The sequence below is a fragment of the Paenibacillus qinlingensis genome, from assembly GCF_013204845.1.
Lineage (GTDB): Bacteria > Bacillota > Bacilli > Paenibacillales > NBRC-103111 > Paenibacillus_E > Paenibacillus_E qinlingensis.
Window position 1 is genome coordinate 30,107 of sequence record NZ_JABMKY010000009.1, and the last position, 15,515, is coordinate 45,621.

Annotated in this window: 14 protein-coding genes; 3 read left to right on the forward strand and 11 right to left on the reverse strand. The window is 45.0% G+C overall.

From position 1 onward, the window contains the following. The first annotated feature begins 7 nt into the window (after positions 1–7). Positions 8–1,657 carry a response regulator transcription factor gene (locus HQN88_RS17775; protein WP_173114834.1) on the forward strand — a complete coding sequence of 550 codons (1,650 nt, stop codon included), beginning with the start codon at positions 8–10 and terminating at the stop codon, positions 1,655–1,657. Between the two features lie 400 nt (positions 1,658–2,057). Here the strand turns inward: HQN88_RS17775 and HQN88_RS17780 are convergent, their stop codons facing one another. From HQN88_RS17780 to HQN88_RS17805, 6 genes are read right to left on the reverse strand one after another with little or no spacing between them, the layout of a single operon-like run. Continuing rightward, positions 2,058–2,858, reverse strand: a complete 801-nt coding sequence (locus tag HQN88_RS17780) for a sugar phosphate isomerase/epimerase family protein (RefSeq protein WP_173114837.1) — start codon at positions 2,856–2,858, stop codon at positions 2,058–2,060. Continuing rightward, positions 2,855–3,757 carry a sugar phosphate isomerase/epimerase family protein gene (locus HQN88_RS17785; RefSeq protein ID WP_173114839.1) on the reverse strand — a complete coding sequence of 301 codons (903 nt, stop codon included), beginning with the start codon at positions 3,755–3,757 and terminating at the stop codon, positions 2,855–2,857. The genes HQN88_RS17780 and HQN88_RS17785 overlap by 4 nt, the downstream gene beginning before the upstream one ends. Continuing rightward, the gene (locus HQN88_RS17790; RefSeq protein WP_173114842.1) at positions 3,754–4,566 is read right to left on the reverse strand and encodes an alpha/beta fold hydrolase; all 813 of its coding nucleotides are present in this window, start codon (positions 4,564–4,566) and stop codon (positions 3,754–3,756) included. Before HQN88_RS17790 ends, HQN88_RS17785 begins: the two co-directional genes overlap by 4 nt. Then, positions 4,553–5,437: a sugar phosphate isomerase/epimerase family protein gene (locus HQN88_RS17795; RefSeq protein WP_173114845.1), complete on the reverse strand. Its 885-nt coding sequence runs from the start codon at positions 5,435–5,437 to the stop codon at positions 4,553–4,555. The genes HQN88_RS17790 and HQN88_RS17795 overlap by 14 nt, the downstream gene beginning before the upstream one ends. 5 nt (positions 5,438–5,442) lie before the next feature. Continuing rightward, positions 5,443–6,435 carry a zinc-dependent alcohol dehydrogenase gene (locus tag HQN88_RS17800; protein WP_173114848.1) on the reverse strand — a complete coding sequence of 331 codons (993 nt, stop codon included), beginning with the start codon at positions 6,433–6,435 and terminating at the stop codon, positions 5,443–5,445. Between the two features lie 6 nt (positions 6,436–6,441). Continuing rightward, on the reverse strand, positions 6,442–7,197 hold the full coding sequence (locus tag HQN88_RS17805) for a ThuA domain-containing protein (protein WP_173114851.1): 756 nt from the start codon (positions 7,195–7,197) through the stop codon (positions 6,442–6,444). A gap of 196 nt (positions 7,198–7,393) precedes the next feature. On the opposite strand from HQN88_RS17805, the gene HQN88_RS17810 reads away from it, so the two are divergent. Both HQN88_RS17810 and HQN88_RS17815 read left to right on the forward strand, forming a co-directional pair. Further along, a complete protein-coding gene (locus HQN88_RS17810) occupies positions 7,394–8,209 on the forward strand; it encodes an AraC family transcriptional regulator (protein ID WP_173114854.1) in 816 nt (271 codons plus the stop codon). A 68-nt stretch (positions 8,210–8,277) separates the two neighbouring features. Continuing rightward, positions 8,278–8,754 carry a CBO0543 family protein gene (locus tag HQN88_RS17815; protein WP_173114857.1) on the forward strand — a complete coding sequence of 159 codons (477 nt, stop codon included), beginning with the start codon at positions 8,278–8,280 and terminating at the stop codon, positions 8,752–8,754. Positions 8,755–8,830: 76 nt separating this feature from the next. On the opposite strand, the gene HQN88_RS17820 is transcribed toward HQN88_RS17815, so the two are convergent. The 5 genes from HQN88_RS17820 to HQN88_RS17840 all read right to left on the reverse strand — a co-directional run bounded on the left by HQN88_RS17820 (position 8,831) and on the right by HQN88_RS17840 (position 15,376). Continuing rightward, positions 8,831–9,877, reverse strand: a complete 1,047-nt coding sequence (locus HQN88_RS17820; RefSeq protein WP_173114860.1) for a Gfo/Idh/MocA family protein — start codon at positions 9,875–9,877, stop codon at positions 8,831–8,833. Between the two features lie 12 nt (positions 9,878–9,889). Beyond that, positions 9,890–10,903 carry a zinc-dependent alcohol dehydrogenase gene (locus HQN88_RS17825; protein ID WP_173114863.1) on the reverse strand — a complete coding sequence of 338 codons (1,014 nt, stop codon included), beginning with the start codon at positions 10,901–10,903 and terminating at the stop codon, positions 9,890–9,892. 75 nt (positions 10,904–10,978) lie between these two features. Beyond that, complete coding sequence (locus tag HQN88_RS17830) at positions 10,979–11,995, reverse strand: LacI family DNA-binding transcriptional regulator (protein ID WP_173114866.1); 1,017 nt, start codon at positions 11,993–11,995, stop codon at positions 10,979–10,981. A 123-nt stretch (positions 11,996–12,118) separates the two neighbouring features. Further along, positions 12,119–13,969 carry a glycoside hydrolase gene (locus HQN88_RS17835; RefSeq protein WP_173114869.1) on the reverse strand — a complete coding sequence of 617 codons (1,851 nt, stop codon included), beginning with the start codon at positions 13,967–13,969 and terminating at the stop codon, positions 12,119–12,121. A gap of 54 nt (positions 13,970–14,023) precedes the next feature. Next, the gene (locus HQN88_RS17840) at positions 14,024–15,376 is read right to left on the reverse strand and encodes a choice-of-anchor Q domain-containing protein (RefSeq protein ID WP_173114872.1); all 1,353 of its coding nucleotides are present in this window, start codon (positions 15,374–15,376) and stop codon (positions 14,024–14,026) included. Positions 15,377–15,515: the final 139 nt, after the last annotated feature.

Here is a 15,515-nt window from a genome sequence, read left to right on the forward strand (position 1 = left end):
TTCTAGTATGTATCAATTACTTATCGTAGATGATGAGCGCCTAGTTGTAGATTCACTTACTGAGACGATTGCCTGGGATGAATTAGGTATTGAGCACGTGTATCGTGCCTATTCCAGCAAGCATGCTCTTCAGCTGTTAAATACCAATATCATTGATATTGTCATAACCGATATTCGGATGCCCGAAATTAGCGGCTTAGAGCTCATTGAAACGATTCGCGAAACCAATCCAAAAGTAAAGTGCATTGTTCATTCCGGCTATGCAGATTTCGATTATGCTAAGCAAGCTATGTCTTCTCAGGTTACTGAATACCTGATTAAGCCCGCCAGCGACGAGGATTTGACACAAGCTGTCACACGCATGGCTGCATTGCTAGATACTGAATGGACACAGTTGCTTACACAGAAAAAGATAAATACAACCTTGAAAGAGCAGTCTCCGCTTATTCGAGCTACTCTGTTAAATGATGTAATCAAAGGGAAGCGAATGGGTAAAGAGGAGCTTGAGACTAAGCTTGCTCTGCTAGAAGTTCCTCTACATGTCGATGATTCAATTGCACTGGCTGTCCTGCGTCTGGAAGAAGGCTTCTCCAAATTTGACTCCGCTAGCATTTCCTTATTTGAATATGCCATTTTGAATATTGCAGAAGAAACATTTGGCATCCATTTTGACTTAGTGACCGGTAAAGATCCTTATGACTATCTCGTGTTGCTTGTTAAAATGAAAACTAGTAAAACGGAGAAAATGCAAGGCCTTACCGATTATGAAGTGCAGTGCATGCATTTACTTCAGCAAACGGTTCTAAAACTGCAAGAAAATGTACGTACCTTTCTCAAAGGGAAAATTTCGGTGGTTGTTAGTACCTTTGGTACTTTCCCTTCCGATGTCGCAGCATTATACCAGGCTTGTGTGGCAACAATTCGTCGCAGTGTAGGGAATGATCAGGATATGTTCCTAACCTTAGAAAGTAGGAATCAGGTAGAAATTTCGATTAAATCCATGCAGAGTCTATATGAGACGCCTACCCTGATGCAAATGCTGGATATGGGTAACCGAGACATGACGATGACCAAATTGGAAGCTATTATAAGTGAATTAGAAGAAAATTGGTCTGATTCGCAAGAACAGTTAACGGAAGTCTTCTTCCAGCTTGGCGCTGCCTTCGCCTATGCCGTTCATAAAAATGGCAAGCTGCTCGAAGAATTATTAGGTCCAGCCTACGAGCCTTTCGTCACTCATAAGCCGTTTCTTAGCGTCAATCAGCTAAAAGAATGGGTATTCAAAGTTGCTGATCTGTTCTATGAGGATATTAATCAGACCATGGTCTCCGCCAAGAATAGCTCCATTCAACAAATCCAGAGATACATTAATGCTCATCTTGCGGAAGATGTTACGTTGCAGACAATTGCTGAACATATTCATATGCATCCGGTTTATCTATCCAAAATTTTCAAAACAGAAACCGGTGAAAATATTAGTGAATTCATCATTCGGCTAAAAATGCAGAAAGCTGCCTATTTATTGAAGCAGACCGATGATCGCATCTATCAAATTTGCACGAAGATCGGCTATCAAAACCCTCCTTACTTTATTAAACTGTTCAAAAAGTTTTTCGGCATGACGCCGCAAGAATATCGGGATGCTTCTGCAACTTGAAGCAGCAAAAAGTGTCATTATCGGATTTCTAAGAATGGCACTTTACATTTTTGCGTACTTGATCTGTGCGCTAGCGTGCGACCGGCGGCGCAGATGCCTCCCTTGCGCACAATTTTTGTGCGCTAGCGTGCGACCGGCGGCGCAAATGCACCCCTTGCGCACATTTTTTGTGCGCTAGCGTGCTTCAGCCGGCGCAGTTTCACCCCTTGCGCACATTTTTTGTGCGCTAGCGTGCTTCAGCCGGCGCAGATTCACCCCTTGCGCACAATTTTTGTACGCTAGCACTCGACAGCAGACGGGGCCTGCAAAATCATGTTAAATTTCATGTTCTCAATGGAAATAAGCCCAGAGGAAGCCGTGTCATGACACGGCTTCCTCTTGAGCTACGAATAGTTTGTTATCAGCCAAGCTGACTAACATACCTACCGTTCTCTCTTGTTGCTTCATTAGGATGAGTCTCTGCGTAGACGGATTCCTCCTCAACCATTATCCAGCCTTGATAACCAGACTGCTTCAGCAACGCAACCAATTCAGGATGGGCAAGCGTGCCCTTCCCCATTGTACGCCATTCGCCAATATGCATATTATAATCCTTAAAATGCACATGCTTGATCTGAGACATCTGCTCCGTAAATAACTGTATAGGGTCCATCCCGCCCCTGGCAATATGACCGGAGTCAGGGCAATAGCCAACATACCTGTCGTCGAGGCCTGCAAATAAGATACGATAGTCCTCCTCCGTTCGGAATACAGAGCCTGAAGGCGAATTCGGATGATAAGCGGTTGTTATTCCAGCTTCATATGCTCGTTTGCCAACGGCATTTGCGCACGCTATTGCAGTTTGCTGTCTGAAGGCAAGATTGCTGCGATCCTCCCCAGGAAGCTGAACGAGAATGAGCTTCGCCTCTGGAAAACACTGCAAAAAGCGAATCAACTTGTCTGCGTTCGCTCGTTCTTCAGGCGTTTCTTCCATGTGAAGCCAAGGCTCAGCCAAGGTTAGTGCGGCAAGTTGAAGTCCGCGCGCCTGTAAAGACTTTGAAAACTTAGCAGGCTCCTCATAATAGGCTCCCAGCATGCATACTTCAGCCTCCACGCCATGAAAGCCCGATTGCTGAATCACATCCAAGATCGACGTAAGCTCATCTTGATATCGGTCAAGATTCATTTGCCAGGTGTACGTCTGGCAGCCATAGGTGATCATCTTTTCCCTGCCTCCTTGATAGCATTGCGAATAAAATGGACAGCCTGTTTGCCCCATGCCTCAACCTCGGCATTAAAACAGAAATCAACACACCACCATTCCAAAGGTGCGATCATACGCTCCGTTTCCTTCAAAAAGCTAGGAAAGTCAATATGGCCTGCACCAAATTCAGCATGTGTACTCGTCTCTTCATCATGCAACGTGCCATCCGAATCAATGAGGTGGAAATGCCCAATATGCCCTTCCAATTGTTTCGCATATTCAACAATGCCACCTTGCAGCACTTCTTGCACCCCTGCTTGTCTTGCACCAATAACCCCGCTCATATACGCATGACTTGTATCGAATAGCACTTGAAAAGCAGGGTGATTCACTTCTGTTACCGCGCGCACAACTTCACTAGGCTTATTCAGCCAGAACCCTGGCTCGAACTCCCAAACAATCCGCAAACCAGCTTCTGCTGCCAATTCTGCAGACGCTTGCCACGTATCCAATAATCGATGGAAACACTGGGCGTACGTCTGTTCATTTACATGATTTGGAGATGTCACGGTATCCACGCGTAAAATATCAGTCCCCAAATCAACGGTAAAGTCAATATAGCGTTTTACCAATTCCAAATAAGCCGTTTTATTAGCAACTGCCGGAGGCGCCTTGCGGAAATCAGGCGCGTACGCAGATACACCAAGTCCATGGGCATGGATTTCATCTACTAGAGCTTTACGTTTAGCAATCGTATCATAGACATCAGGAACGGGGTGGGGAAGAAAACCATTCACCTCAACACCATCATAACCTGCTTCCTTGGCATACGCTAAAATGCGTGAAAAAGACCACGGTTGCTCCTCAAAGGGACCAAAGGCGAATGCCCATGAGCCAATGGATAATTTAGGATTCATTTCGTAACGCTCTCCTGTCTTAACATAAAAGATAACGTCAACTCATTAAATCTCTCCAGCTGATCCCAGTGATGTGTATGTCCGCTATCTTTAAAGACAACAACTTCCGCATGTGGGATCTCCTTCGCAATTGACCGAGATAAATGAGGTGGTGTAAAGACATCTCGTTCCCCAACTGTAATCAGCGTTGGTGCAACGATACTTCCAAGAAGGCCTTTTGTATTATGCGTATTACAAGCGTCGCATTGAGCTTGAAAGGCATGCGTCGGCATTGAATACTCATATTCACTTGCTCCTTGCTGTTTCGCCAACAGGTCATCCAAATGTGCCTCATGGTAAGCCGGTGTGAAAATAAACAGTTGCAGCAACTTCTGAAAGTCGCTTATCGTCATAACTTCATACGCATTACGGAGTGTTTCAAATATCCGTCTCGTATATACATCAACCTTGTGCCATGGACAATTCAAGGTTAATGAGAGAACTCGCTCTGGAGAGAGAAGTGCAACGTGCTGGGCAATCCCGCTCCCCATGGAAATACCAGATACATGAGCTCGTTTAATGCCAAGATCATCCAACACAGCGAGTGTATCTTTCGCCATCCCTCGCGTTGTGTATGGCCCATTGGGCTTGCCCGTCCGTCCCGCTCCACGGTTATCAACAAGAATACATCGGAAGTGCGCCTCATAAGCTTGCACATGCTGCTCCCAAACCGTGCTATCTGCCCCTAATCCCATTAGAAGTACTAAAGGAGCACCCTTGCCCCTTTCTGTATAATAGATGGAACAGCCCTCTCGATTAACGGTTGGCATGCTTATCTGACCTCCGCTCAACAGCGCGTTTTAACTGCTCGTGGATATAACAGATACCATCGCTAGCCGCAGCGTCTGTCGATGTTGCATAAGAACGCCATAGGTGCAACCGTGGAATAAGACCAGGTACTGACTGAGAGAAAGCTTCAATCGTCAGCCATTGATTATAATTTAGCTCTACGAGTAAATCAAAGATTTCTGGCAAAATCGCGTGCCCTGTGCCCGGTACTCCTCGATGATTTTCTGAAATGTGAACATGATTAATGTAAGGTGCTGCCTGACGCCAGGCTTCTAACACATTGCCCTCTTCAATGTTGCTATGATGGGTATCCGCGAGCAATCCTACATTAGGGAGATTCACGTCCTTCACAAACCGCACGCCAGCCTCCAACGTATTCACCATATACATCTCAAAACGGTTCAACGGCTCTAAAGCTATGCAAATACCAAGTGATTGTGCGTATTCACCGACCTCACGCAAGATCTCCACCGCATATTGCCATTCCTCAGTTTGTGGTCCTCGACCTGTGAAGCGACCCAAACCTTGAAACAGCGGTCCGCAGAGCAGCTCGGCTCCAAGAATATGCGTGTTATCTAGTGCTTTCTTGAGCATATCGACAGCGCTTCTGCGTAAAGATAGCTCTGGGCTAGCAGGGTCAGCTAGGTTAGCATCAAGTGCCGCGATCGTTGTCCTTCCTAGATGAAGTCCATCAAGAAGTTCTCGGAATGCAAGTGCATCTGACCTATCCATAGTGTCAGCAGCTAGCTCAACGCCGTCAAAGCCCCAAGCTTTAATTTGTCGTAGAAGTGACGCATGAATTTCTGGCTTTGCTTGATCCGTCCATAGCAGTAGATTCATTCCAATTTTCATCGCACTCACTCCCATGGTTTCACAATGATTTTACCGCTTCGCCCTGATGCAGAAACTTCGAATGCTTCTTGAATATGGCTTAGTGGGAACGTATGTGTAATTAAATCGTCTGTTACCGTAGAAGTCTTAATAATCTCCATAATTTTGTTGAATTCATTCAGGTTATAATGCCAAGAGCCAATTAAGTGAATGCCCTTGCGCAGCATATCATCGCTAATTCGAATTGGTGTTTCCTTATGGCATTCGCCTACGAATGCTACTTTGCCTTTGCGCCTCACAGCATCAATTAATAATCGGTGAGCAGATACAACACCCGAGCAGTCCAGCCCATAATGAGGTCCATTTCCGCCTGTTAGTGCTTTTATTTTAGAAATTGCATCCTCATCCCGGGGATCAATAATATGGTCCACCCCTAATTTCCGTGCTAATTCAATGCGATATTCGTTCATCTCAACAGCAATAACTTGAGCTCCCCGATATTTGGCAGTTACGATTGCACCTAGTCCTACTGGACCCAGCCCTGTGATTAAAACAGTCGAAAAGGCATCAACACCCATAACACCGTAAGCTCCATGCGAAGGCCCAAGTGCACAACAAGCAAGGGATGCCTTATCGTAGGAAACTCCATCTGGGATTTTGGGGAGAATCCAAGAAGGCTTAGCAATATACTGAGCCATCGTTCCGCTTGTATAGGGAAGATTATGCTCACAGTAAATGTAATCACCCGATAGGCAGAGCTGGCACTCCCCACAAGGATATTGCGGCATCACAACAACGCGATCACCGACTTTCAGACGGCTGCCAGAAGCAATTTTGACAACTTCGCCTGCTGCTTCATGGCCCAAACAATTGGATATGTGTCCGTTCAGGAACCCTTTATATTCCGCGCACATCGGTGCAGCATGAATCTTGACTAAAGCCCAACCTTCGCGCAGCTCTGGTTCAGCCGTGTCTCTAATACTTGTAAGCTTTTCTCCAATAATGGCCGCCTGTTTCATTCCTATTCACTCCTCTTCGTCTGTAAGTAACGCCCAAACTATGCTATTGTTCACAAGCTTCCGAAATGACGCATTGTGAAAATCCTCCGGATGCCCCATCGTCGTCATGAATACCTTGCCGCCCCATGCGTTTGTTCGTGTCCATGCTACAGGATGAATTCTTGGCGCATTTCTCCGTTTATCATTATCAAGCTCAGGATCTACGGTATGACCGTTCAACAGTATCCGAGCACCTTCCAGCGGATAAGGTAGCGTATGATAAAGCCAGCTTCTCACATGAAAAAATGGAGATATCCCTTGCACAATCGGGTGCTTCTCAGCTCCCCAAGCCATGGACACATTCGTTGAAGAAGAATGTCCAAAGTGATGGATCCAAGGTGCCCCTAGGACATCAATGCCAAATTTATCATTTAACTCCTCGCGTTGATGGCCCTCTGGATACCGGAAAGCATGTGTACTCGTCCGAAAAGCAACGATCGGCTTGCCGGATTCCACATAGGTAAGGATATGTTGCAATTGCTCTTCGGGGAGCTCTCGAAAGCGCAAATAGAGCACCGCTAAGTCTGCTTCCTTCAGTAACTCTACATGCGGGATATGAGAAGGGAACGATGGATTGGGAAAAGAGGTTAGTAACGTAACACGAGCGCCATATGATTCTTCAATCTCTTTCGCTAGTGTTGCTAGGGTAATATCCGAATCATATTCATCTTCACCGGACACGAAAACGATATGCTTACCGGCTAACACATTGCTGTTATTCATAGGCAGTTATCCTCCATTATTTTGCACGAATACATTGTGAATACTTTCATTATATCGCTTGAATTACGGATTTAAATGAAATAATCACTTAACAATTTGCACTTTTCTTTTGAAAATTAGATAAGTACATGGTTGCAAGTACGGCTACCTCCCTTGTACAATTTAGTTAACATTTTTGAATAACGGAGGTATCGCAATGAAAGCACCTATCGACATCCTTTTATTTGGCCTGGATACGCCACATGAGCGCGAATTTGTCATTGATCGCCCCACCGGGTTTGAATCCTATGTATTGATGTGCTTCTCGACGCCTTTTTTCACAAAAACGATCCATGGCATTGAATTTGGTAAACCGGGGGATTGTATTCTCCATGATCCTAATTCCCATGAATATCATGGAACGCCCGAAGGCATGGTCGATGGATTTCGGAATGATTGGATCCATTTCACTGGAGCACCGATCGCAGAAATGGCCCAGCGTTATCAAGTCCCTTTTAATGAAATAATTCCTACTGGAGAACCACATGTTCTCGGACCATTACTTCGGGCAATCGCCATGGAGTTATCAAACCGCAAGCCCTATTGGGAACAAAAGATTGCCATGATAATAGAAGAAATCTTATTAACCTTGGGGAGACACAAACAATTGCATGGTGAATTTGATACATTCACTTCATCCGAGAAAGCGTTCAAAGAACAATTCGTAACAGCTCGCATGTTCATTCAACAGCATTTCGAACAGGACTGGACTGTTGCCAAAATGTCTGAGCTCGTCAACCTAAGCCCGGAACGGTTCTGGGTTCTCTATCAAAAGTATTTTCGAAACAGCCCCAAAGATGACCTCATTACAAAGAGACTTGAGGAGGCAAAAATCCAACTGCTCAATACGTATCAAAGCATTGAGCACGTTGCGAGTCATTGTGGATTCCATAGTTTATATTATTTCTCTAGAAGCTTTAAGAAGCGTGTGGGCTGCACACCAAGTGACTACCGTAAGAATATGGGGAACTAATCGATACTTAAGTGAGGTTTTAAGTCGAGCGGTACGGGTCATACTTGATAGTATCTATGAACTGAGGAGTGGGCCGTATTTTCATTAATATTCTGATCGGTTTTGTTGTACCTTGGGTATTCGGAATTGCCTGGTTTAAAAAAGCGCCAACCATTGCCATTCTTATTTTTCCCGCCTCTGCCATCATCTCTAACTTGATTAATTCGATTGGATATCATGTGGATTTTTGGGATTTCACACCGAAGATTGAAGATGATGAAACAATTTCTGCGCTCCCCTTTGACATTGGGCTCTATCCCTTGGCTGCATGTGTAGGCATCTACTGGATTGATTTCAAAAAAAAGCATCCTCTAGGTGTCCTAATTTTACTTTCTATCATACTGACTTGCCTTGAATATATCGCTTTTCTCGTTGGCAAAGTTGAATATAACCATGGTTGGACAATTGGTTGGACGTTCGTCTCTTATTTCATCGCAGTTACTGGTGTGTATGGATTCTATGCGTTTGCGAGAAAACACGGAGTGAACTTTACAAGTACAAAGTAAAATTCCTTGAGAATGAGAAAAATCCGCAACAGCGTTAAGCTGAAAGGCGGATTTTTTCGTTTTCAATTGCTGATCCCTAACCTAGATCCTCAATAACCACTGGAATACCCAACTCCGCTGATTGATAGGCTGCTAAAATAATGGAAAGCGGCTTTGCTCCCTCCTCACCAGAAACGCTAGGTGCTCGATCATGCGCAATCGCATCAATGAAATCAATATACTGAACCAAGTGTGTATCGCCAACGGCAAGTGCAGGATTCGAGGATACAAGATTTGAAGCCTTCTGCGCACTATAATCATCTGTGTCATCTTGATCCATATAATGGAGATTAGTTATACAATTATTTTCTAAAATAAGGGACCCACGCTGACCGAAAAGCTCAATCCGCGATTGCAGCCCTGGGTAACAGCTCGTCGAGGCGAATAAGGTGCCCACGCCTCCATGCTTATATTGTAGCGTTGCAGCCGCTACATCCTCAACCTCGATGCGCTTATGTGCAACAGTCCTACATTGGGCATAGACGCTATGCACGGGACCTGCTAAGTATTGTAAAACATCCACAGTGTGTATGCCTTGGTTCATCAGGGCACCACCCCCATCCCATTTCCACGTTCCCCGCCATGTCGCACTATCATAGTAATCTTGCGTGCGATACCAGTTAATAGAGGCATTCGCTGCGATAATTGTACCTAGTCTACCTTCGTCAATGCATTGTTTAGCTCGAATAACATCTGGTTGAAAACGATGTTGCGAGATCACGGCTAGCTTCACCTGATGAGAATGACAAGCCGCGATCATCTCCCTGATCTGATTCGTATCGATACCCATTGGCTTCTCAGTGAGTACATGCTTACCAGCTTCCGCACACATGATGGCTTGTACGCCGTGAAGTCCGCTAGGTGTGCAGAGAGCGACGATTTGAATATCTGGGTTTTGCAGCATGGTGCTCAAGTCACTATACCAGTTGCACGCATACTCTTCTGCAAATTGCTTCGCACTAGAAGCGTTGTGGCTGCAAATCGCCACTAGTCTGGCCCCAGGTATTTGGCGCAAGGCTTCGGCATGTGTCCTTGCGATCATGCCAGCTCCGACAATACCAATGCCATTCTTGTTATCACTCATCTCTCTCCCTCCTTATGACTGACCCCAATCTAATAAGACACCGAGCGTACTTTCTTTGGCATTCAAAAGAAGCTCATATGCAGCTTGTGCTTCCCCTGCTGGCAACGTGTGCGTCAGAAGCGGTTCCACCTGCAGTTTTCCCTTCGCAATAAGCTCCAACATATGACGAATGTAACGACTGCGGATATGTGTACCAGTCACATTCTGAAGATTCTCATGGGCACCCGTTAACTGGATTCCTTTGCAATGAATATGTTCATATGTCTTAATAGTCGCCGTGCCTCGGGGTGAACCTAGTAACACAACCTTGCCAAGCGGTTTCACAAGCTCTAATGCGCTATTCACCATATCGGGAATGCCAGTGGCCTCAACGACTAAATCAACCACTTTTCCAGAAGACAATTTCGTATCGCTAGCAGACCAAGCCTGAATACTTTCAACTGCAGATGGTATTCCTACTTGTTGCGCGATTTGCAAACGTTGTTGGACGGGATCTACTGCGATAACTTGTGCCCCATGAAGAGCATATAGCTGTGCCGCGAATTGCCCAATTAACCCCATTCCCAAAATGGCAACAACATCGCCGTATTCGACATTGGCTTGCAATATGGAAGTAGCGCTGATGGCAGCTAATCTAGCAAACGCGGCATGTTCAGTTTTGCTCCCTGCTGGCAGAGCGAATACTGTCGTTAGTTGATCTTCATCTATTGTCATAACGTTATGACTTGCATGCGGAGCGATGGCAAAAACGTGCTGTCCTACGTCAAACTCGGCCACATTGGCACCAATCGCTTCAACGATACCTACAGTCGCATAACCTGGCTCAAATGGATACTTGGCCCAGTTATTATCTGGGTTCGCTATCCCAGTATGAGTACCTGTAAATAGTGCCAGTTCTGTTCCTGGGGAGATGAGACTGAATGTGCTTTTAACTCTTATTTGATTTGGGGCGAGATCAGGAATAAGTGCTTGCGATAAACTGACTTCATAGGGACCAGGGAAAACAATTTTTCGTGATTGATTCATCGGTATGACCTCTCTTATTCACTATTTGTAAAAACGTTATGACAAAACTTCAAAAAAAGAGCGATTAAGCTCCACTTACAACTTCTGAGTCTGTACCAGTTTGGCGCCGCAGCTTTCTCTTACAATAAGCTCAACTGGCAACATAATCGGTTGCATGTCAATGACCTGTTCTTTGCCATGAATGAGATCCAACAAGCATTGAACGACAGTTTTACCAATAAGTTCAAGCGGTTGATGAACAGTCGTTAGCGAAGGTTTCACCAAGCTGGCTAATGGAATATCGTCAAAACCGATGACCGCGACATCCTCAGGAACTCGCAAACCCTGCGTTTCCAGCGCTTGAATCACGCCAAGTGCCATCATGTCATTCCAGCAAAAAATAGCTGTAAATGGGCTTCCTTGGGACTTCAGCTCCATCACGGCTTGCAGTCCTGCCTGGAAAGTTCCACCGTTCCCCCACACTTGGAGCAATGGATTTGGTGTAATTCCATGCATAGCTAACGCATGCTTATACCCAAGTTCACGTTCAGAAGCAAAGCCAACATAAGCAATTTCGGAATGCCCTAGCTGAATCAGATGCTCTACGGCTTGAACGGCCCCATGAAATTGATCGGTACAAATGTGAGCGGAGCCTGGCAGCTTCTGAACAAGGGAAACGATATTCATTTCCGGTAGGGAGACAGTTTGGAGTAAACGCATCTCATCGGGGTTACTCAAATTAATACCCGTTATGATGCCGTCAACCTTACGCTCTGCCATGGTGTGTATACAGGAAAGCTGCTTCTCAATCCCATAACCCGCCGTACTCAGCAGCATCGTGTAACCTCGTTCCCAAGCCGCTTCTTGAATATATTCCGCCAAAGCAGACCAATATTCGTTAGATAACTGTGGCACGATGAGGCCAATGGTTTGCGTTTGCTTGCGGATCATATTCCTCGCCGTTTGATCAGGCTTGAATTTAAGCTGATCAACGGCTGCTTGAACCTTAGCTCTTGTTGCAGGACTAACACGATCTCTCCCGTTAATAACTCTAGAAACCGTTCCTATAGATACCCCTGCCAGAGCAGCCACTTCTTTGATCGTAACGATCATACTTTCACCTTTTTCGATGCAATGTCATAACGTTTTTGCACTTTCAAAATTATCATGTCCCTTAATGGAAGTCAACAACTTCTTCGGGTCTAGATCTCCCCTTAGAAGTTGTTGATATGGGCCTTAACAATCTCGCACTATAAATCCACGAGGCTCAATGAAGTCTCCGTCAAACGTATAAGGCTTGTCGCTGAAGTTAACAATAGCTCGTTTACCGGAAGAAAACTGAGTTTCCTGTACGGTACGATCCTCATTCACGAATCGGTGGGAAACTAACTCATCGTAACAAATCTGCTGCAGCCAAGTACACACTTTCGTATAGCTTTCCACAAAGCTGATTTCAAAGCTATCCCAGCGATCCTGATCAATGGACCATAACGGGGCTGAGCCGTATAACACGTTAAATAAATCCTTCTTCCACCAAATTTCAGGACTGTGATGATTCGCATCCTCCCAACGCCATGAAGTTACAATCGCATCGTGGTATACGAGTTCATACAAAGGAACACGCGTGTATTCATTAATAGAATAGGCGAGATAGGTATCGGTTGCTGTCCTTGTACCGAGCATCACCGATGGACGTTCATTATTTTTCCAATCCCCAAGGTGATGAATAGAGCCTTTCTTATGAATATCTGAATTGAACCACGTACGCTGCAATGTCATCATCCCATGGACATATACGCCGTGCGATCCTACGAAATCCGCGCCAAATTCAGCTCCTAAATACACCTTGTAATTATCTTCTAAGAGTTCATAATTCCGAAGAATTGCTTCCGCATATTGCTGACGAGTCAAAGAATGATCTTTATGATGACATTCATATAAGCCATTCGCTTGATAAACATCAACGAAATACGTTTCATGTGGATACGTGCGCAGCTCCTTCTCAACGCGCTTAATCATCTCAAGCTGTACCGCTTCCGGGCACACATACGTACCATATTGGTTGGAGTATGTCGAACCATCCGGCTTCCTCGAAGTAATCTTATCGAACAGTCCGGGATACACATTTCGTTTCAGTGGAATTCTCTCGATCTCTGCATTGCCAGCATGCCCTTCAGGGTGAATGTCTGTGAACAGCTCATAGGCACCCGTTCCATACCCCAGTTCTTTAAGCCTGCTGTCATAATCTTCTTCTGGATAAGGCAGGTGATTGGCATCCCATAAGAACAATGCCTTCTCAATGCCAGCTTCCTTTAACTTACGAGCGAAGCTCACTTCGCGCGCTTTATCCCATACATACACGTGCACTGCTCCCAGAATTTTGGCAATCGCAGGGAAGCGTTCTTCATTCTGCTTCAAAGTAAGGACTTTATTCTTAGGCCATACATAGGCTCTGTAACGCTTACACTGCGCAACATAGCCGCCTTTATCAAAGAAAACGTAACGAATCCTCCGTTCGTATCGGAATTCCCCCATTGAACTAAGCCACGTTGGGGAAAAGGTGAGAAGCCCATTCTCACGTTTCAGCGCTATCGCTGCATCAAACGGTGTTTCGAAAATAGCCATATATCCCGTTTCGAACTGTGCATCTGTGACACCTATCCATGCCATTGCCGCTCCACCGCCACAAAAGAACAGAGGTTGTTCCTCAAGGGGATAGAACGAATCATCAACTGGCAGCAGCAAGCCCTGACTATCGGTCTGTAGCAGATAGTGCTCCTTATCAGGCGTTTGGAAAGCCGGTGGAAAACTAATTTTCTCCATCGCTACTTGAGGATCAGCTGTAAGCGTGAAACAAACCTCTGACTGATCCGTTAGTTCAATTTGTGCTATCATCGCAACTGAACCCTGTAAGTTTAGTTGTAATGTGTTTCCAAGCTGTGAGACCTTATCCAACCGTACCCCGTGCTCAAAAGGTAACTGCTCCCAGGTTTTATTCACTCGCTTATCTTTGACAGCAATCCTCATCTCACTCGGATTAAACGTAACCTCAATATGCTCATCTGCAAGTTTCCATGTGTTCAGCATGTGTTTCTCCCTCTTCCATATCCATGTGAATTTTCTATTTTAAACAACTAATTGTTAATGATATTCGTAGGCACCACGGTCAACGATGCCACCAACAGGACGGCTAATGCCATCGAAGTCCAATGTGGCTGTATACGTATTATCCCCACTATTAATAGCGGGTGATGTGCTCTTTAGGTGGAAATTACGGAGAGACAAATTACTGAATAAGGGGTCTGCCGTTACATTTCCTGTACCCGTTTTGAGAATCGCTCCATTGTAGAAAATGTTACTATTAAAGTAGACGGTTGGGATAGGTACCCCGTTAGCATCATTCGCTTTACTCACCGTCTCACCATTCGCATACAAAATATTATTGATAACATAGACACTACTTGAATAATTCCCGATAATCTCTCCATAGTTCAGATTGGTACTTTGCGAATTGGCATAGGTCGTATTATTATTCACATACACATTCTGCGAGCTGAAAATATTAATACCCGCTCCCCCATTTAAGTAGGAAATGTTATTGTCAACAATTGTCTTGCCTGTATACGGCGTGCCGCCAATTTGCGAATTTTTGTTATCATCGATAATGATGCCATTGCCATCTGAATATACATTGTGATTCTGCCATTTATAATTCGTCTGATTGCCATAGACCAGATTGCCGGACACGAAATTCTTATAACCCGTACCGCTGTCTGTATTTCGGGAATGAAAAATATTAATGCCGCTCTGCGCCCAGGCTGTAAACCAACAATTGTTATAAACGGTATTGTTCGAGAAATTAATATAGTCTGCTTCTTCAGCTCCAATACCTTGACCAGGTGTATGATGCACGTTGTTGTTGCGGACATTGATATGGGTTGCATACACGGTTGGACTTACATCCGTATTCTTCACCACACTGATGCCATTCGTATTGAATTTGCCGATGTTCCCGAGTGTATTCGTGTTTTCATAAGTCTGTGCTTCCGTATTCGATAAATTGAGGCTCCATCCGTAAATCTCGAAGCCTTCTATATTAATGTACGATGCCCCCTTCACTAGAATATGGTGCCATGCACCTTGGCTGACACGCAGGATTGGCGTATGACCTGGGTAGGCTTTATAGCTGATATAAGCATTAGCCGTCCCAGAGCGAGTAATCGTTAAGATCGGACTCCCATTATCCCAATACGTACCATTCATCACATAAACCGTATCGCCAGGATTCGTCTTGTTGGCAGCAGTCTGGATATATCGAAGTGCCTTGGAAGGTTCAGGTCCAAGTCCCGTGTTCACATCATTGCCATCTACACTCACATAATAAGTTACAGGTGGCGCCGCATGGGCTTTTACTGGTATACACATCCATATAGCCCACATACCGATTACTAAAAAAATCCATTTGAACACAACGAGGTCGTACCTTCTCATCATCCTATTACATCCTCCTTTAATCTCGTATAAGGACAAACAAGTACTGAGACTTTTCTCCATGATGCACTCTGATGAAACCGCTATCATTCCATTCTAATAGTGCCTACTTACACCTCCTTTCAAGTGGACTGTATGCTTC